General features: G+C 61.8%; 19 protein-coding genes and 4 pseudogenes. 20 read left to right on the forward strand and 3 right to left on the reverse strand.

Annotated features, from left to right (window positions below):
• Window positions 1-270 precede the first annotated feature (270 nt).
• The 5 genes and pseudogenes from ACP7AP_RS13815 to ACP7AP_RS13835 all read left to right on the forward strand — a co-directional run bounded on the left by ACP7AP_RS13815 (window position 271) and on the right by ACP7AP_RS13835 (window position 5,217).
• Window positions 271-1,026: an SDR family NAD(P)-dependent oxidoreductase gene (locus tag ACP7AP_RS13815; RefSeq protein WP_426034790.1), complete on the forward strand. Its 756-nt coding sequence runs from the start codon at window positions 271-273 to the stop codon at window positions 1,024-1,026.
• A 235-nt stretch (window positions 1,027-1,261) separates the two neighbouring features.
• Window positions 1,262-1,763: pseudogene (locus tag ACP7AP_RS13820) on the forward strand (ParB/Srx family N-terminal domain-containing protein); the annotation flags it as partial.
• Window positions 1,759-2,646: a type I restriction enzyme endonuclease domain-containing protein gene (locus tag ACP7AP_RS13825; protein ID WP_426034791.1), complete on the forward strand. Its 888-nt coding sequence runs from the start codon at window positions 1,759-1,761 to the stop codon at window positions 2,644-2,646. The pseudogene ACP7AP_RS13820 and the gene ACP7AP_RS13825, both read left to right, overlap by 5 nt.
• Before the next feature lie 470 nt (window positions 2,647-3,116).
• Window positions 3,117-4,388: a site-specific DNA-methyltransferase gene (locus ACP7AP_RS13830; RefSeq protein ID WP_426034792.1), complete on the forward strand. Its 1,272-nt coding sequence runs from the start codon at window positions 3,117-3,119 to the stop codon at window positions 4,386-4,388.
• Between the two features lie 499 nt (window positions 4,389-4,887).
• The gene (locus ACP7AP_RS13835) at window positions 4,888-5,217 is read left to right on the forward strand and encodes a hypothetical protein (RefSeq protein WP_426034793.1); all 330 of its coding nucleotides are present in this window, start codon (window positions 4,888-4,890) and stop codon (window positions 5,215-5,217) included.
• Between the two features lie 70 nt (window positions 5,218-5,287).
• Here the strand turns inward: ACP7AP_RS13835 and ACP7AP_RS13840 are convergent, their stop codons facing one another.
• The 3 genes from ACP7AP_RS13840 to ACP7AP_RS13850 are packed head-to-tail and all read right to left on the reverse strand — an operon-like array spanning window position 5,288 to window position 6,317.
• A complete protein-coding gene (locus ACP7AP_RS13840; RefSeq protein WP_426034794.1) occupies window positions 5,288-5,860 on the reverse strand; it encodes a DUF3489 domain-containing protein in 573 nt (190 codons plus the stop codon).
• 12 nt (window positions 5,861-5,872) lie between these two features.
• Complete coding sequence (locus ACP7AP_RS13845; RefSeq protein ID WP_426034795.1) at window positions 5,873-6,097, reverse strand: hypothetical protein; 225 nt, start codon at window positions 6,095-6,097, stop codon at window positions 5,873-5,875.
• On the reverse strand, window positions 6,087-6,317 hold the full coding sequence (locus ACP7AP_RS13850; protein WP_426034796.1) for a hypothetical protein: 231 nt from the start codon (window positions 6,315-6,317) through the stop codon (window positions 6,087-6,089). The genes ACP7AP_RS13845 and ACP7AP_RS13850 overlap by 11 nt, the downstream gene beginning before the upstream one ends.
• Window positions 6,318-6,434: 117 nt before the next feature.
• Here ACP7AP_RS13850 and ACP7AP_RS13855 point away from each other — a divergent pair, with 117 nt between their 5' ends.
• The 15 genes and pseudogenes from ACP7AP_RS13855 to ACP7AP_RS13925 all read left to right on the forward strand — a co-directional run.
• Entirely contained in the window at window positions 6,435-6,971 is a 537-nt protein-coding gene (locus ACP7AP_RS13855; protein WP_426034797.1) for a hypothetical protein, read from the forward strand.
• Window positions 6,919-8,946, forward strand: a complete 2,028-nt coding sequence (locus ACP7AP_RS13860; protein ID WP_426034798.1) for a phage terminase large subunit family protein — start codon at window positions 6,919-6,921, stop codon at window positions 8,944-8,946. The genes ACP7AP_RS13855 and ACP7AP_RS13860 overlap by 53 nt, the downstream gene beginning before the upstream one ends.
• Window positions 8,947-8,951: 5 nt before the next feature.
• On the forward strand, window positions 8,952-9,167 hold the full coding sequence (locus tag ACP7AP_RS13865) for a phage head-tail joining protein (protein ID WP_426034209.1): 216 nt from the start codon (window positions 8,952-8,954) through the stop codon (window positions 9,165-9,167).
• 2 nt (window positions 9,168-9,169) lie between these two features.
• Window positions 9,170-9,391, forward strand: a pseudogene (locus ACP7AP_RS13870) (phage portal protein); the annotation flags it as partial.
• On the forward strand, window positions 9,366-10,376 hold the full coding sequence (locus tag ACP7AP_RS13875) for a major capsid protein (protein WP_426034799.1): 1,011 nt from the start codon (window positions 9,366-9,368) through the stop codon (window positions 10,374-10,376). The pseudogene ACP7AP_RS13870 and the gene ACP7AP_RS13875, both read left to right, overlap by 26 nt.
• Window positions 10,377-10,390: 14 nt before the next feature.
• Window positions 10,391-10,705 carry a head-tail joining protein gene (locus tag ACP7AP_RS13880; RefSeq protein WP_426034800.1) on the forward strand — a complete coding sequence of 105 codons (315 nt, stop codon included), beginning with the start codon at window positions 10,391-10,393 and terminating at the stop codon, window positions 10,703-10,705.
• Window positions 10,702-11,340, forward strand: a complete 639-nt coding sequence (locus tag ACP7AP_RS13885) for a DUF6441 family protein (protein ID WP_426034801.1) — start codon at window positions 10,702-10,704, stop codon at window positions 11,338-11,340. Before ACP7AP_RS13880 ends, ACP7AP_RS13885 begins: the two co-directional genes overlap by 4 nt.
• A gap of 187 nt (window positions 11,341-11,527) precedes the next feature.
• Window positions 11,528-11,983: a GNAT family N-acetyltransferase gene (locus tag ACP7AP_RS13890; RefSeq protein WP_426034802.1), complete on the forward strand. Its 456-nt coding sequence runs from the start codon at window positions 11,528-11,530 to the stop codon at window positions 11,981-11,983.
• 96 nt (window positions 11,984-12,079) lie between these two features.
• Window positions 12,080-12,502: an acyl-CoA transferase gene (locus ACP7AP_RS13895; RefSeq protein ID WP_426034803.1), complete on the forward strand. Its 423-nt coding sequence runs from the start codon at window positions 12,080-12,082 to the stop codon at window positions 12,500-12,502.
• Between the two features lie 24 nt (window positions 12,503-12,526).
• Window positions 12,527-12,808: pseudogene (locus ACP7AP_RS13900) on the forward strand (phage tail tube protein); the annotation flags it as partial.
• 84 nt (window positions 12,809-12,892) lie between these two features.
• Window positions 12,893-13,795 carry a phage tail tube protein gene (locus ACP7AP_RS13905; protein ID WP_426034812.1) on the forward strand — a complete coding sequence of 301 codons (903 nt, stop codon included), beginning with the start codon at window positions 12,893-12,895 and terminating at the stop codon, window positions 13,793-13,795.
• On the forward strand, window positions 13,795-14,250 hold the full coding sequence (locus tag ACP7AP_RS13910; protein WP_426034804.1) for a hypothetical protein: 456 nt from the start codon (window positions 13,795-13,797) through the stop codon (window positions 14,248-14,250). The genes ACP7AP_RS13905 and ACP7AP_RS13910 overlap by 1 nt, the downstream gene beginning before the upstream one ends.
• Before the next feature lie 83 nt (window positions 14,251-14,333).
• Window positions 14,334-14,477 (forward strand): DUF7697 family protein, encoded by a 144-nt coding sequence (locus ACP7AP_RS13915; RefSeq protein WP_426034805.1) that lies wholly within the window; start codon window positions 14,334-14,336, stop codon window positions 14,475-14,477.
• Complete coding sequence (locus tag ACP7AP_RS13920; RefSeq protein WP_426034806.1) at window positions 14,470-16,920, forward strand: phage tail tape measure C-terminal domain-containing protein; 2,451 nt, start codon at window positions 14,470-14,472, stop codon at window positions 16,918-16,920. The genes ACP7AP_RS13915 and ACP7AP_RS13920 overlap by 8 nt, the downstream gene beginning before the upstream one ends.
• Window positions 16,920-17,006 (forward strand): annotated as a pseudogene (locus tag ACP7AP_RS13925) (TIGR02217 family protein); the annotation flags it as partial. The gene ACP7AP_RS13920 and the pseudogene ACP7AP_RS13925, both read left to right, overlap by 1 nt.

Consider the following 17,006-nt stretch of genomic DNA (forward strand, 5'->3'; position numbering starts at 1 on the left):
CGGAAGCCACTTGGCGCGCGATCCGGGAAAAAGCGACTCGTTATCAAAGGCTTGCGGAATCACGATCTTAGCGTGCTGGATTCTTTTGCGGAATCCAGAGAATCCACTTTGCGGAAGCCACCAAGCCGGAAGCCAGCCAGCCAGCGGAAGCCAGAGCGGTGTGATGGACGGCGGCTCGGTCAATGAATTTCCACGTCCTGCTCTGACAATGGTGATGCGCTATGACTATGTCAAAAATATCATGATCTTGAAAAGGTAAGGAGACGACCGATGGACCTGCGGTTCGACGACAAGACGATCATCGTCACTGGTGGCGGTTCCGGCATCGGCGCGGCCACTGCCGAAGAGCTGGGTACCAGCGGTGCGACAGTGATTGTGGCCGACATCAATCTGGTCCACGCCGAAAGCATCGCCAGCGCAATCGTTGCAGCGGGCGGCAAGGCATATGCCGTCGCAGTCGACGTGGCCAAGGCTGATCAGGTCAAGGCGATGGTGGATTTCGCGGTGCAGAAGACGGGCGCGCTGCATGGCATCGTCAACAATGCTGGCATCGGCGGTCCCTCAGCCCCCACAGGAAGTTACGATATCGATGGCTGGCAGAAAGTGATCGACATCAACCTTTCCGGCGTTTTCTATGGCATGCGTTTTGCCATTCCAGAGATCGAGAAGGCGGGAGGTGGCGCAGTCGTCAACGTGGCGTCGATCCTCGGCTCTGTGGGCTTTGCCAATTCTAGTGCCTATGTCAGCGCCAAGCATGGTGTTCTTGGCGCGACCAAGAGCGCAGCACTCGAGCATGCAGCCGGTGGCGTCCGTGTCAATTCGGTGGGGCCGGGCTTCATCCGAACGCCGCTCGTGGCAGATGCGCTTGATGAAGCGACGCTGAAGTTCCTTGAGGGCAAGCACGCACTGAACCGGCTTGGACGCTCCGAGGAAGTCGCGGCGCTGATCGTCTTCCTACTTTCGGACCGCGCCAGCTTCATCACCGGATCGTATCATCTGGTCGATGGCGGTTATACAGCACAGTAATGCGAAGCTCCCTTGCGGCGCGACAGCCTGCACTGACGACAACGCCTTGAGTCTAAGGCAAAATTCTCGTTGACAAAGCTGCCCCCCTTGATCTACCCCTTGATCATCGAAGAATTGCGCCCGGAGGATAACCCTCGCGGGCGCTTCGTTTTCCCCATATCGCGGATCCCGTTTAAGCCGTTGGCATCACCCAGCGCGCTTCGGCACGTCCGCCTGCCCCAAATGAGAATCGCCGATGGACCTCGTCTTTGCGCCAAGCCAGATCGAGACCTGGTCGATTGATCGGCTGCGGCCCTACGCCCGCAATGCAAAGATCCACGGCACGGACCAAGTGGCGAAGATCGCCGCCAGCATGGCGAAGTTCGGCTGGACCGTGCCCTGCATTGGTGGCGGACGATGGCGAGTTGATCGCCGGGCATGGCCGGGTGCTGGCGGCGGCCATGTTGGGACTGAAGGATGTGCCAGTGATCCGGCTTAGCCACCTCGACGAAGCCGAACGTCGCGCCTACCGGATCGCCGACAATAAGCTGACCGAGCTGGGCGAATGGGACGAGGCGATGTTGCGCGACGAGATCGCGGGGCTGCTTGCCGAGGATTTCGACCTGTCGCTTCTGGGGATCACCGACGAGGATTTGGACGCCCTGTTGCGTGATCCTGATCAGGTGGACGGCGGTGCCGTCGAGGGCGAGGACGACATTCCGGAACCGCCGATCACGCCGGTGTCGTTGGCGGGTGAAGGCTCTCAAAGACGCCAAGGAGTTGATCAATGCCAATGACGAGACCCGCAAGCGCTTCGAAATTTCCGCCCGGGCTGTCTTCCGGAAATACAAATCCTGTCTGACCTTCTCAAAGGTAGAAACCTACAAGTCCGATTATCAAGCGATCAATTACATCTACAGTTCCCTCCAAGAGGACAAGATGGCCGCCGATACGTCAGCGATCATTCAGAAGCTGAACGCAATCGTGGCTGAAGCCATCGACATCCGGCCCGATGGGGAAAACGACAGGGTCTTTGATATTTCAAAGGTGAACTTCGAACTGCTCAGAAAGGAGTTTGCCAAAAGCGAACGCAAGGCCAGCGATGTGCAGGATATTCGGACTGTTCTTCAAGAACGCCTGGCCAAGATGTTGGCTGCCAACCCAACCCTGAACGACTTTCAAGACCGATTTGACAAAATCGTAGTCGAATACAACAAGGAGAAGGACAAGAACACGATCAAAGCCACCTTCGAAGCCCTGATGCGTATTGCTGCTGATCTGGAAGCCGAGGCACAAAGCCACGTGGCGCTGGGGCTTACGCAAGAGCAGAAGCCGGTCTTTGACCTATTGATGCGGGATGACCTTTCAAAGGAAGAAATCCGTCAGATCAAGTCCGCATCAGTCGAAATCCTGAAGGCGATCCAGCGGCGTATGGAAGAGGTTCAGGACGTCTTTCAGAAGCAAAGCACGCGCGACGGTCTTCGCCAAGAAATCTACGATTTGCTCTACGATGATCGGACAGGCCTTCCCGCATCAAAGTATGACGACGAAACGCTGTCCGAAAAGACAGACGCGCTCTTCCAGTATTTCATGCACCAGTTTGACACTGGGCCCGCCGCAGCTTCCCACGCAGGCCATTGACTGCCCTGACAACTACGCCCACCCCCCTGGCATGGTTCCTCCCAAGCCCGGTTTGTATGCGGGGGGGCGCAGCGCGGAGGTTCGCTAGCGACAGGCACTTTCACCGGGGAATCCAGGCGGAAGCCACTTGCCGGACGATCTTGGAAAAAGCGACTAATTTTCAAAGGCTTGCCGAATCACGATCTTGGTGTGCTGGATTCTTTTGCGGAATCCAGGGAATCCAGCTTGTGGAAGCCACCTTGCCGGAAGCCAGCCAGCGGAAGCCACCTGCCGGAACCTATTGAATCCGCGCACATTTTTCGTTTGACAAAGCTGCCCTCCTTGACCTACCCCTTGATCATCGAAGAATTGCGCCCGGAGGATAACCCTCGCGGGCGCTTTCGTTTCTCCCCATATCGCGGATCCCGTTTCAGCCGTTGGCATCGCCCAGCGCGCTTCGGCACGTCCGCCTGCCCGAATGAGAATCGCCCATGGACCTCGTCTTTGCACCGAGCCAGATCGAGACGTGGCCGATTGACCGGCTACGCCCCTATACCCGCAACGCCAAGATCCATGGCACCGACCAAGTGGCCAAGATCGCCGCCAGCATGGCCAAGTTCGGCTGGACCGTGCCCTGTATGGTGGCCGACGATGGCGAACTGATCGCCGGGCATGGCCGGGTGCTGGCCGCCGCCATGCTCGGGCTTAAGGACGTGCCAGTGATCCGGCTCAGCCACCTCGACGAGGCAGAGCGCCGCGCCTACCGGATCGCCGACAATAAACTGACCGAGTTGGGCGAGTGGGACGAGGCGATGCTGCGCGATGAGATCGCGAGCCTGCTGGCCGAAGATTTTGATCTGACTCTGCTGGGCATCACCGACGAGGATCTGGACGCCCTGCTGCGCGATCCGAATCAGGTCGATGGCGGTGCTGTTGAGGGCGAGGATGACATTTCCGAACCGCCGATTACGCCGTTGTCTGTTCCGGGCGACCTGTGGCAGCTTGGATCGCATCGGCTGATCTGCGGCGACAGCACGTCCGCCGACGTCGTCGGGCGCCTGCTGGGCGATGTGAAGCCGCTGCTGATGGTGACCGATCCGCCCTATGGCGTGGAATATGACCCGTCCTGGCGCAACCACGTGGGTGCCGCCAAGACCAAACGCACCGGGAAGGTGCTGAACGATGACCGGGCGGACTGGCGCGAGGTTTGGGCGCTGTTCCCCGGCGACGTGGCCTATGTCTGGCTCGGTGCGCTGCATGCCACGACGGTGGCCGAGAGCCTGCTGGCGGCAGGCTTCGCCGTGCGGTCGCAGATTATCTGGGCCAAGGACCGGCTTGTCCTCAGCCGAGGTGACTACCACTGGCAGCATGAACCCTGCTGGTATGCGGTGAAGAAGTCCGGCAAGGGCCATTGGGCTGGGGACCGCAAGCAGACCACACTCTGGCACATCTCCGGCAAGGATCAGGATGCGGCAACCGTTCACGGCACCCAAAAGCCGGTCGAATGCATGCGCCGCCCGATGCTGAACAATTCCAACCCGGGTCAGGCGGTGTATGAACCCTTCATGGGATCCGGCACCACGTTGATCGCGGCGGAAACCACGGGCCGCACCTGCTTCGGGATCGAGCTGAACCCCGCCTATGTCGATGTGGCCATAGAGCGCTGGCAGCAATTCACCGGCGCGAATGCCGTGCTGGCCGAAACGGGCGAAACCTTCGCCGATCTGAAAGCCAAGAGGCTCGCGGAATCAAACCGCCAATAACCTCAATTGCATTGGACATTGGTTCTTAGCTCGATCAGCGTTTTGACCTCGCTGCGCATTTCAATCTTGAAAAATGGATGATAAGTGTGAGTTCTTACGGACCTTGCGGGGGCAACCGGTGCCAAAATGTAGAATTTGCGGCGAAGATATCATCTTCAGACATGTAGATGGGGAAGTAAAACCAATCCACATCGGTGGGCGAGGCTGTTTTGGTGGATACTCTGGCGGGGGCAATTCGCGCCCTGTAAAGCAGCTGAAGGATTTACCCCTTCATGGTGTAGTGCGGATGGCCGCAATCTCGGCCTATGTGAATCCGAACGCAAAGTGTCCAGTCTGCCAAAAACCTGTATTCTACTACCAAAACGAACACGGTAGCCGCGTATTTTTCAATGCACCGGGGTGGCCATGGGAGAAACACCCGTGCACAGATTCGAAAGATGCAAGGGGTCGTCCAGTTTATGCGGTTGGCCCAAGTGTTGGGCAGCCGAGCAATACTGCTATGGACGGCTTGGCTGCATGTTCGGTGATAGCCGCCACTTGGGCCAACGTTGATTTTGGCAAAAGTTCCAGAATTCTTGTGACACTGGAACGTCAGCCGCGGGGGGTTCGTGAAAGAATTGCCTCACTATTTGGGACCAAACATATGATGACGCTTGAAGTGAGGCGGAAGGACATTGATGCGGCATCAGCGAATCTCACTGATTTCCTTGATGCTCCAAGCATTGTCTTGCCGATAGAGGTTGCCCCTGGCGAGATAGTAACTTTGTCACTAATTTCGATCCGCCTTATGAAAATGATTCAAGTGTCGGCACGCCTGCTGGTCGGATAATTTTAAATTGCTTTGCAGAGTTTTCGCAAAGCTATGTTATGTTAAATGGTGCCTTGATGGGCGGAGCAGTTCAATCATGAACTAGTCCCGATGGGCGAGTTTGGTCTGTTGGGTTGATCCGATACACCCTCCCCCGTTCATCTTCCTTCGCCGATATCACGACCAACCCCAACTTTTTGCCCAAGGCCCCGGACATCGCGCCCCTCGCAGTGTGTGCCAACCAACCCGTTGCGGCGACGATCTCGTCCAACGTGGCACCGTCAGGCGTGCGAAGCAGTGTGATCAGCATCGCCTGCTTGGTCCCGGCGCGCGGCGTGGACACCTTAGTGACCGGCACCTCGACGGTGTTTTCATGGATCGCAACCTTCGTCTTAGCCACCACCGGTTCAATCCCGATGGCCAGCAAGCCTGCGTCGGTGACCACCAACGTGGTGCCATGGCCATCGCCGGTCTCGCGCCAGAGCGGCTCGCCCCGGCGCAAGTTGGCATCGACTTCCTGCAGCCAGCCGCGTTCAATCATCTTCGTGACGGCCATCTTCGCCGCTGCACCGGCCAGACCCTTCGGCAGCGGCATGGCGATGTAATCGGTGCGTTGCGCACCGGTAGTGAGGATTGTGATCTGGGTTTCGGAGAGTTTGATCATCGCGAGTTCCTCTTATTGGTCGTGTTTGGCAAGGAAGGCGGCGATGCGCGACAAGAGATCGTTGAGGCCGTTCGCATCGGCCCCGAGGATTAAGTCGCCATCATCGTCGGTTTGCAGATCGGCGATCTCTCGCAAGAGAGTTACGGCATCGTCGCAGGGGGCGAGGCGTTCGGCCTCCCATGCGGCGGTGATCGCGTACTGTTCGATCTGATGACGCTGGGCGGGATCAAACGGCATGTTCGCCTTCGCTGAAGGCGCTGTCGGTGATCTGGCGCAGCAGGCTGGAATAGTGGTTCAGCGTGCCAACATCGCCCCAGTGGATCGCGTCCGGGTCGGTGCTGAAATGGTCAGCGCTCAGGGTCTGGATGCGCGCCAGCATGTCGTCGATCCGGCGTTTGGTGGCGAGGAACGACTCGAGGGCTTTGTCGTTCGGGGCGGTGGCGCGGCGGGTTGTCATGGCGTGTTCTCCGGGGATGAGTTGCATCGTTTTCCTGCAACCAGAATCACTCTTATCGGGGGTATAATCAACTGAATAACAAGTAATAACATTGCTTTAGGCGAGCGGAGCGACACCATGGACGGGATGAGCGAGAGGGAATACTCCAGCCATTCCGGCCTGTCGCGCGGGGCAATCCAGAAGGCCCGCAAGGCCGGGCGGTTGGTGGTTTACGGCGACGGATCTATCAATGCAGCTGCTTCTGACGTGCGCCGCGGCGAGATGACCGATCCGGATCAGCAGCGTCGGTCGACGGGTGGCGTCAGCGGCTTTTCGGGGCCTGCCGACAGTTCCTCCTATCTGAAGGCCAGGACGGCGCTGACCGTATACCAGGCGCAGGAACGCCAGCTGGCGATCCAGAAGAAGAAGGGCACGCTGGTGGACCGGGCACGTGCCGAGGCGCTGGTGTTCCGCCTAGCCCGGCAGGAACGGGACGCCTGGGTCACATGGCCCAGCAGGGTGGCGGCGCTGATGGCTGCGCAGATCGCAGCAGAAGTGGAGAAACAAACCGACCGACCGGTAATGATCGAGGCCGCGATCCTGCAAAGGGTGCTGGAAACCCATGTCAGAGAACAGCTCGCAGCCCTCGCCGACCTCCGAATCTCCTTGGGGTGAAGACGACGACCTGACCGCCGATCTCGACCTCGGCTTTGACGGGGCAGAGGATATCCTGCGCACCTGGCGCCGGGGCATGCGGCCCGACCCGGACCTGACGGTCTCGGAATGGGCCGATCAGCACCGTTGGCTGTCCTCGCGCACCAGCGCCGAGCCGGGGCGCTACCGGACGGCCCGCACGCCCTATCTGCGCGAAATCATGGATGCGCTGTCACCCCGCCACCCGGCCCAGCGCATCTCGTTCATGAAGGCAGCACAGGTCGGCGCAACCGAGGCGGGCAACAACTGGATCGGCTTTGTTATCCATCACGCCCCTGGCCCAATGCTGGCGGTGCTGCCGACGGTCGAGATGGCCAAGCGCACCTCGCGCGGGCGGCTGGACCCGTTGATCGCGGACAGTCCTGCCTTGCGCGAACGGGTCAATCCGGCGCGTTCGCGCGATGCTGGCAACTCGATGCTGTCCAAGGAGTTCCCGGGCGGCATCCTGGTGCTGACCGGTGCCAACAGCGCCACTGGTCTGCGGTCGATGCCCGCGCGGTACATCTTTCTGGACGAGGTCGACGCCTATCCAGCCTCCGCCGACGAAGAAGGCGATCCGGTCACCTTGGCCGAGGCTCGGACCACGACCTTCTCGCACCGTCGCAAGGTGTTCATGGTCTCTACGCCCACGATACGGGGCCTGAGCCGGATCGAGCGCGAGTTCGAGGCTTCGGACCAGCGCCGCTACTTCGTGCCCTGCCCGCATTGTGGGGCGATGAAGTGGCTGCAGTTTGAGCGGCTGCGCTGGGCGAAGGGCCAACCGGAAACTGCGGCCTATGCCTGCGAGGGGTGCGAGAAGCCCATCGCCGAGCATCACAAGACGGCAATGCTGGAGGGCGGCGAATGGCGACCGACGGCAGTATCGGTCGATCCGAATTCCATCGGCTTCCATATCTCGGCGCTCTATTCGCCGATGGGCTGGAAAAGCTGGGCCCAGATCGCGCGGGATTGGCTGGCCGCCCAAGGCTCCGACGAAATGCTGCGCGCCGCGCGCAACACCTTGCTGGGCGAGACATGGGTCGAAAGCGGCGATGCGCCCGAATGGCAACGGCTGGCAGATCGTCGTGAGGCGTTCGCCGCCACCGTGCCACATCTCGGCCTGTTCCTGACTGCCGGGGCGGATGTGCAGAAGGATCGGATCGAGGTCGATGTCTGGGCCTGGGGCCGTGGTCTGGAAAGCTGGCTGGTCGAACACATCGTCATCGCGGGTGGTCCGGAGGATCCTGCGGCTTGGGACAAGCTGACGGCTTTGCTGGGACGAACTTGGGCGCATGAAAGCGGTGCGGTCATGCAGCTGTCCAAACTGGCCATCGACACTGGTTACGAGGCCCCGGCGGTTTACGCCTGGTCGCGCGCTGCCGGTTACGCGCAGGTCACGCCGATCAAGGGCGTGGAAAGCTTCAACCGCTCGACACCGGTCTCGGGTCCAACTTTCGTCGACGCCACCATCGGCGGCAAGCGTCTGCGCCGGGGTGCCCGACTCTGGACCATCGCGGTTTCGACCTTCAAGGCGGAAACCTATCGCTTCCTTCGCCTTGAACGGCCATCGGATGAAGACCGCGCGCTGGGCGTCTGTGACGCGGGAGGCACCATGCACCTGCCCAACTGGGCCGACACCGAATGGCTGAAGCAGCTGGTGGCCGAACAGATGATTACTGTCCGCAACAAGCGCGGCTTTGGCCATCAGGAATGGCAGAAGATGCGGGAGCGGAACGAAGCTTTGGACTGCCGCGTCTATGCCCGGGCGGCTGCTTGGATCCTCGGCGCCGACCGCTGGGACGAGGCCACCTGGCGGTCGCTTGAGGTTCAGGCGGGCGTCGAGACCAAAGAACAGGTGGCGGCAGTGGTGGTTGAACAGACCGCCCCGACCGCCGGAACCGTGCTGACACCGCGCCGCCGCCGATCCGGCGCGGTGACCCCGAAATACATGAGGTAGAGACGATGACTCTGGCAGAAATGCAGGCGCTGCTCAGCGCCCTTTTGGGCATGCGGTTCGGGGGCGTGCGGTCAATCACCTATGACGGCCGCCAGATCAGCTATGGATCCGACGCCGAGCTTGCGACGGCGATCTTCGATCTCGAACGGAGGATCGCGGCCGCCGACACCACCGTCACGCGGTCGCGGGTGTCGCGGCCCTTCGCTTCTAAGGATCTGTGATCATGGCCACGACCAATTGGCGGGCGCGTGTCGGCGCATGGGTCGGCGGCTTTGGCGTGCCGGGCGGATTTGACGCCACCTCCGGCCAGCGCCGGTTGAAGGGCTTTGTCACGTCGCGCGCCCATGTGAATGCGCTGATCGCGGCGTCAGGTCCGGAGATGAACGCCCGCGCTCGCTGGCTGGTGCGCAACAACGGCTATGCAGCCAATGCAATTGAGTCGTGGGTACTCGCTTGCCGAAATGACCCAAGCCATCAACATCCTGCCGAACCTCTACACCCGTCTGGGCGAGATCGGCCTTTTCAGCTTTGAGGGCATCACCCAGCGCTCCGTTATCATCGAGCAGTTCGATGGCGCCCTGAACGTCCTGCCCTCGGTGCCGCTGGGTGCCCCCGCAACCGTCGCAACCCGGCAAGGCCGCTCGATGCGGTCGTTTGGCCTGCCGTGGATCCCGCATGACGATGTGATCCTCGCCTCCGACATTCAGGGCGTGCCTGCCTTTGGCGGCAGTGAGAACGAGCAACTGGCCACGGTGATGATGCGCAAGCTGACTCTGATGCGCCGCAAACACGCCCAGACCCGCGAATATATGGAGATGAACGCCCTGCGCGGCATCGTGAAGGATGGCGCGGGCACCACGCTTTACAACTACTTCACCGAATTTGGCCTCGCGCAAATCTCGGTCGATTTCCTGCTCGGGACGGCTACGACCCTCGTGCAGGCCAAGGTCCGCGAAGCGATCCGGGCCGTGGAAGACAATCTCTTGGGCGATTCGATGATCAGCGTTTACGCGCTGGTCAGCCCGGAATTCTTCGACAAGCTGATCGGCCATGCTCTGACGCAGGACGCCTACAAGTTCTATTCGGCCACCGGCGCGCAGCCCTTACGTCAAGATGTGCGGCGGTCCTTTCCCTTCGCGGGCATCTTGTTCGAGGAATACCGTGGTGCCGTCACCCTCTCGACCGGGGTGGCCGAACGGCTGATCCCGGCTGGCGAGGGTATCGCCTTCCCGATCGGCACCATCGACACCTTCACGACCTATGGCGGCCCGGCCAACCAGATCAGCCTCGCCAATACCATCGGTCTGCCGCTCTATGCGCGCCAGTTGATGGACGACAAGGACCGCTGGATCAACATCCTGACCGAGGCCTCGATCCTGCCAGTCAACAAGCGGCCGCGCACCGCGATCCGCCTCTTCAGTTCCAACTGATCCGAGGCAGTGAGATGAACGCCTTCGCCACCGCCATGAATGCGATCTTCGCGGACCCCAACATGGCGGTGGATGCCCTTTGGTTTGCGGGCGGAACCGGTCCCGGCATCGCCATCCGGGTCATCCGCAAATCACCGGATGAGGTCACCCCCTTCGGCGCTGGGCGCATCCTGTCGGAAACCACCATGCTGGATGCGCGCATCGCCGACATGCCCACACCTGCGCCGGGCGATTTGATCCGCATCGGGCTAGAGGACTTCATCCTTCAGGGGGAGCCGAAGCTCGACCGCGAACGGCTGATCTGGACGCTTAACACGAGGACGCCATGAAACTGAACGTCAGCTTCACCCCCGACCTCATCGCCCTGATGCGCGCCGAGGTAGCGGCGGGGCAAAAGGCGGTCTCCATCACAATGGCCCAAGCCGGAACTAGCCTTAAATCGGCCTGGCGGGCCCAGATCACCGGTGCGGGTTTGGGCCAGCGCCTCGCCAACACCATCCGGTCACTGACCTATCCCAAGGGTCGCAACAGCCTCGACGCGGCCGCACTGGTCTGGTCGAACGCCCCGGTCATCATTGGCGCGCATGACACCGGGCCGCTGATCCGCTCGAGCAATGGCTTCTGGCTGGCGATCCCATTGCCCGCCGCTGGAAAGGCGCTGGGTGGCAAGCGCATCACCCCGGCCATGTGGGAGAAAAAGAACGGCCTGCGCCTGCGTTTTGTCTATCGCAGCCGGGGGCCGAGTCTTTTGGTGGCGGATGCGGTGCGGCTGAACACGCGCGGTCAGGCGGCCGTCTCCAAGTCGAAAACCGGGAAGGGTCAGGTGACTGCGCCGATCTTCCTACTGGTGCGGCAGGTTAAAATGCCGAAGCGGCTGGATCTAGCGAGGGATGCAGAACGGGCGCTGGCAGCCATTCCGGGCAGCATCGTGCGCAACTGGGTGAACGGGCAGATCGGCCATTGACCGCTATTTGGACAAAGCTGCCGCTCGTTGCATCTGCGCCAATGGTCGGGTTGAATTAGCCACACCCAATCACGCCATCTATCGAGCTTGAGATTCATCTTCACAACTAATATCGACTGCTGGGCACTGATGGAATTTTGCTCTCGCCAGATTTCTGGGCGATTAGGGCGGCAAAGAGGGCGACGGTTTGAAGACTAGAAATGCGACGAAAGCAGACGCTTTTGCTATCCAAGCCCTGACGCGGGAAGCCTATGCGAAGTGGGTTCCGTTGATAGGGCGCGAGCCTTTGCCGATGACGGTCGATTACCATGATGCCGTCAAGCAACATCTTTTTCGACTTGTGCACGTTGGCGAAACATTGGCCGCTCTCGTCGAGACGGTCACAGAAGCTGATCATGTTTTGATAGAAAATCTTGCCGTTTTACCCGCTTTTCAGGGCAATGGCTTCGGGCGACGGTTGCTGGCCCTTGTTGAACAGACCGCAAAGGCCGAAGGGGCGATGCGGATCAAGCTTTACACCAATAAGCTGTTTGTCGAGAACATCGAATTCTACTCGCGACATGGCTACACAATTGATTTTGAAGAGCCGTTCAAGGGCGGCATGTTAGTTTATATGAGCAAATCATTGGCACAAGGAACTTAGCCTGCTCGGTTGAGCGGTCGTTGGCCGCACCGCGCAGCATTGTTAAGTTGGGCTCCTTGCGGTCGTTGGCTACGCCATCAGATTTGGAAAGACCAAATGCCCAGCATCCGCGAAACCATTCTAGCCGCCCTGCACGCGCGGTTGCAAACCCTTGCCGCCCCAGTGCTGCGTGGCGAAGTGCTGCCCGAACGCATTCCTGCCACGGGCCTGATCATCCTGCGCGACGGCAAGCCGGGCGATCCGGAGGTGACGCTGTCGCCGCTGACCTATTTCTACGAGCATCGGGCTGAGCTGGAGGTGGTGATCCAGGCGGGGACCGGACGCGATTCCCTGTTCGATGCGCTGACGGCGGATATTGGCGCGGCGCTGACCGCTGATCGCACGCTAGGTGGTCTATGCGATTGGGTGGAGGCAGAAGCGCCCGAGCCTGTCGATCTGCCCATCGAGGGAGCGGCGGCGCTGAAGGCAGCGGTGATCGCCGTCGTGCTGCACTACGCGACCTCTGACCCTCTGATCTGATTTCCCTCACAAAAGGATACTGACATGGCACGCGCACAAGGAGCGCGGGCGCAGATGGCGCTTGCGTTTGAGACTGTCTATGGCACTCCGCCGGGATCCGGGTTTACCCAGATGCCCTTTATCACCAGTTCGCTGGCGGCTGAGCAACCGCTGCTGGCATCCGAGCTTCTGGGCTATGGCCGCGATCCCCGCGCGCCACTGTTGGATGCGATTACCACCGACGGCGATGTCGAGGTGCCGATCGATGCGGTTGGCTTCGGCTTCTGGTTGAAGGCGGCTTTCGGGGCACCAACCACCGCTGGCACGGTCGCTGCAACCGGGGCGATCACCTTCTCGGCGCAACCAGCCGTCAACAGCACGCTGACGATCAACGGCACGGTCTTCACCTTTGTGGTCTCCGGCGCTGTCGGCAACCAGATCAATATCGGCGCGAACCTCGCGGCCACCATGACCGCGCTTGCGGTCGTCTTGAACGCGAACGGCACGGTTGGTGGCGCGTTTGCAACCTATGTTGCGACTGCCACGGCGATCAGCATCACGCGCGGCGTCTTGGGCGTGGCGGGCAATACAGTCACGCTTGCCGCCTCCATTGCACCTGCGTCCAACGGTACGGTGTCGGCGGCCACCCTGACAGGCGGTTTGAATTCGCACACCTTCATGTCGGGTAGTTGGACCTTGCCGAGCATGTCCATCGAAGTCGGCATGCCGGAGGTACCGCGCTTTGCGATGTATTCCGGCTGCGTCCTTGATGCGCTGTCCTGGTCGATGGAACGCTCGGGCCTCCTGAGTTCCAAGGTCATGCTGGTGGCGCAGGGCGAGACCATCGCCGGTGCAACCGCCGCAGGCACACCGGCGGCGATTACCTTGAGGCGGTTCGGCCATTTTAACGGCGCGATCAAGCGGGATGGCGTGGCGCTGGGCAATATCGTCTCGGCGGAAGTTACCTATGCCAACAATCTCGACCGGATCGAAACCATCCGGTCGGACGCCAAGATCGACGGCGCGGATCCCACCATCGCGGCCCTGACCGGCAAGGTCGAGGTCCGCTTCGCCGACACCACGCTTTTGACCCAAGCCATCAATGGAACGGCAGCCGCGCTGGAATTCTCCTACGCGCTGGCCAGCGGCGAAGGCCTGACGCTGACCGCCCATGCGGTCTATCTGCCGCGCCCGCGCATCGAAATCAAAGGCCCGAAAGGTGTGCAAGCGTCCTTCGACTGGCAAGCCGCCTTGGCCACCAGCCCGGCGCGGATGTGCACCATCGTCCTCGTCAACAACATCGCAGGTTACTGATGATACGGATCCAACTTTCCCCCGAACCGCAATGGTTTGAGCTCGGCCACGGCGTGCGCCTGCAGCTTTTGCCGCTGACCACAGCGCTGATGGTGGCCACCCGGTCCGACCCCGCCGTGCAGGCGTTGGAGGCCGAGGCCAACAACGACAGCCGGGCAGCCACCTTCGCTGCAGCGCTTGCCCGTCGCGCTATCGTCAATTGGGAAGGCGTCGGCGATGCAGATGGCGCGGTCATCGCGGTGACCCCGGAGGGGATCGACGCACTGCTGTCGCTCTGGCCGATCTTCGAGGCTTTCAATCTGCACTACGTCAGCCGCGGCATGCTGCTGGACGCCGAAAAAAACGGCTCTCCGCCCTCGCCGACTGGCACTTCAGCGGGGGCGATAGCTACTGCCAGGCCTGCGAGGCGTACGACGCCTGCGGAACCCAATGCCAAGACTGCCCCGCGCGCCTGAACCAGCCGCTCACCCATGATGGTTGGCAGGTCTGGGATCTGGTCGGCCGTCTCGGCGGGCAAATGCGGGTGGCGGGGAAGGCCGTGCTGGGCTGGGACATGAGCGCGGCTCTGGCATTGGCCCATGCGTTGGGCCTGAACCTGATGGTGGTGGCGGAACTGTTGCCAGAACTGGAGGCGGTGATGGTCCGCCGCATCAATGAAAAGATCGGGAACCCTGATGGCTGAGAAACGTGTATCCGTCCGCCTCGCGGCAGTCGGCGGCAAGCAAGTGCGTGCCGAGCTGGAAGGTGTGGGCGACGCCGGGGTCAAGGGCTTCGGCCGCATGTCCAAGGAAGCTGAGATCGCCAACGCCAAACTGGCGGCATTTTCAACACGCGTGAAAATCGCCGCAGCTGTGGCTGTCGCGGCCGCCGCTGCGGCGGGCATCGCGATGATCTGTTCAGGGCTGGAAACCATCGACGCGCAGGCCAATCTGGCGCAATCGCTCGGCACCACCACCCGCAGTATCCAGGTGCTGACCTTCGCAGGCGACCTCGCCGGGGTGTCGATGGAGGAGATCGCGGCAGCGACCAAGAAACTGACACTGAAGTTGTCGGATGCGGCGGGCGGCACGGGCACGGCGGTGGCCGCTCTGCAGCGTCTGCACCTCACCGCAACGGATCTGCAGGCCCTACCGCTCGATGAACGCATCGTCGCCATTCAGGACGCGCTGACAAAGTTCGTACCCCCAGCCGAGCGGGCTGCCGTGGCCTCGGCCCTCTTCGGCCAAAAGGCAGCTCTTGCCTTCAGCCGGATCGATTCTGCCACGCTGCGCCAAGCATCGCTGGACATCACTGACTTCGGGGTGGCGGTGTCGGATCAGGATGCCGATCAGATCCGGACGGCAGGTGATGCAATCGACCGGCTAGGTCTGGTCTGGCTGGGCCTTGCAAACCAGTTGACCGTCGCGGTCGCCCCGGCGCTGGAAACTGTGGCCAATGCGCTGGCCGATGCCACGCGGGTGGGTGGTGTCTTCCAGACCAGCATCAGTTTTCTCGGTGCGCATATCGGCGAGATTGCCAGCATTGCGGGGGCGTTCGCGACCTTCTTTGCCGGGCGGTTTGTCGTGGCCTTGGGCGCGGCCGCGCTGGGGGTCAGCGGCTTTTCCCTGTCATTGGCCGTCCTAAAGGGTGCCTTGATCCGCACCGGCATCGGCGCTCTGATCGTCGGCGCGGGAGAATTGGTCTATCAGTTTTCCAAGCTCGTCGAGGGGGCTGGCGGATTCGGCGCAGCCCTTGGTCTGCTCTCTGATCTCGCCAGTGAAGTCTGGGACCGGATCGGCCTTGGCGTCGATGCTGTTGTCGCCAGCCTCAACGCCAGTTGGTCCGGGATCACCGCCATCGTGGCCGATGCCATGCAGGGCGCGTTGGTGGCCGTCGTAGGCTTTGGCAATTCGGCAACCGGCGTGTTTCAGGGGGCGTTTGATGCGGTCAAAGCGATATGGTCGGCGCTGCCCTCGGCCATTGGCGATTTCGCCTTCCAGGCAGCGAATGGTCTGATCAGCGGCGTCGAGGCGATGCTGAACGGTGTCGTCACCCGGATCAACACCTTCATCTCCGGCCTGAATGCAGCACTCGACATGCTGCCCGATTGGGCCACCGGCGAGGGTGGCATTCAGATCGGCACCCTCGATCCGGTCACTCTGGGCAGGGTCGACAATCCCTTCGCCGGGGCTGCCACCGCCGCCGGTGCCGCCGCTGCCGATGCGTTCAAGGCCGCGATGGGCAAAACCTATCTCGAGACGCCTGATCTCGGTCTTGGCACCATGGCGAACGACGCCCGCGACCGGGCGGCCGCCTATTCCGAAGCCTCCGGCATGCTGACCGACGCGGCGACACGGCCCCTCGCCAGTTGGCAGGCGCTGCAATCGGCGATGACGGCGGCGGGGGCCGACGGCGCTGCGGCCCTCGATGCCGCGACGGCCGCAGCCGATCGTACCACCGACGCGCTGAACGACGCGGGAACGGCGGCTGGTGGCGCAGGAGCCGCAGGCAAAGCGGCGGGCGATGCCACAGCAGCCGGGGCAGACGCCGCAAAATCCGGCTGGGGCGCTGTGACCGCAGCACTCTCAGACTATGCCAGCAAGGCCCGCGACATCGGCGCCGACGTCGGTCAGGCGCTGGTCGGGGCTTTCCAGAGCGCGGAGGATGCGGTGGGCGAGTTCGTGAAGACCGGCAAGCTGAACTTCGGCGATCTCGTCACATCAATCCTGGCGGATCTCGCCAAATTGGCGGTGCGGAAATCCGTGCTTGGACCCATCGCCGACATACTTTCCGGCGCGCTGGGCGGCATTGGCGGCATCTTCGCGCCCGTCCTGCATTCGGGCGGCATGGTCGGGAGCACAATGTCCGGCCGAATGATCCCGGCGTTGGCCTTCGCCGGTGCGCCCCGGATGCACTCTGGCGGCTGGGCAGGACTTCGGCCCGACGAGGTGCCCGCCATCCTCCAAAAAGGCGAACGGGTGCTTTCGCGGCGAGAACTGGCTGCGCAAGGCGGATCGCAAGCGGGTGGTGGCCAGAACATCGCCGTCACCATCAACGCCAGGGATGCGCAGAGCTTCCGCCAATCGCGCGTCCAAGTGGCGAGCGACATCGCTCGCGCGGTGGCTTTCGGCCGGAGGGCTTTCTGATGGCGTTCGATGAAGTGCGGTTCCCTGATATGATCAGCCGGGGTGCGCGCGGCGGGCCGCAGCGGCGGACCCAGATCGTGACGATG

The sequence above is a fragment of the Cypionkella sp. TWP1-2-1b2 genome, from assembly GCF_049896245.1.
Lineage (GTDB): Bacteria > Pseudomonadota > Alphaproteobacteria > Rhodobacterales > Rhodobacteraceae > Cypionkella.

Coding starts and splice junctions, on each gene's coding strand:
- ACP7AP_RS13815 (WP_426034790.1), top strand. CDS start 271: ATGGACCTGCGGTTCGACGACAAGACGATCATCGTCACTGGTGGCGGT.
- ACP7AP_RS13830 (WP_426034792.1), top strand. CDS start 3,117: ATGGACCTCGTCTTTGCACCGAGCCAGATCGAGACGTGGCCGATTGAC.
- ACP7AP_RS13835 (WP_426034793.1), top strand. CDS start 4,888: ATGGACGGCTTGGCTGCATGTTCGGTGATAGCCGCCACTTGGGCCAAC.
- ACP7AP_RS13840 (WP_426034794.1), bottom strand. CDS start 5,860: ATGATCAAACTCTCCGAAACCCAGATCACAATCCTCACTACCGGTGCG.
- ACP7AP_RS13845 (WP_426034795.1), bottom strand. CDS start 6,097: ATGCCGTTTGATCCCGCCCAGCGTCATCAGATCGAACAGTACGCGATC.
- ACP7AP_RS13850 (WP_426034796.1), bottom strand. CDS start 6,317: ATGACAACCCGCCGCGCCACCGCCCCGAACGACAAAGCCCTCGAGTCG.
- ACP7AP_RS13855 (WP_426034797.1), top strand. CDS start 6,435: ATGGACGGGATGAGCGAGAGGGAATACTCCAGCCATTCCGGCCTGTCG.
- ACP7AP_RS13860 (WP_426034798.1), top strand. CDS start 6,919: ATGTCAGAGAACAGCTCGCAGCCCTCGCCGACCTCCGAATCTCCTTGG.
- ACP7AP_RS13865 (WP_426034209.1), top strand. CDS start 8,952: ATGACTCTGGCAGAAATGCAGGCGCTGCTCAGCGCCCTTTTGGGCATG.
- ACP7AP_RS13875 (WP_426034799.1), top strand. CDS start 9,366: ATGCAGCCAATGCAATTGAGTCGTGGGTACTCGCTTGCCGAAATGACC.
- ACP7AP_RS13880 (WP_426034800.1), top strand. CDS start 10,391: ATGAACGCCTTCGCCACCGCCATGAATGCGATCTTCGCGGACCCCAAC.
- ACP7AP_RS13885 (WP_426034801.1), top strand. CDS start 10,702: ATGAAACTGAACGTCAGCTTCACCCCCGACCTCATCGCCCTGATGCGC.
- ACP7AP_RS13895 (WP_426034803.1), top strand. CDS start 12,080: ATGCCCAGCATCCGCGAAACCATTCTAGCCGCCCTGCACGCGCGGTTG.
- ACP7AP_RS13910 (WP_426034804.1), top strand. CDS start 13,795: ATGATACGGATCCAACTTTCCCCCGAACCGCAATGGTTTGAGCTCGGC.
- ACP7AP_RS13920 (WP_426034806.1), top strand. CDS start 14,470: ATGGCTGAGAAACGTGTATCCGTCCGCCTCGCGGCAGTCGGCGGCAAG.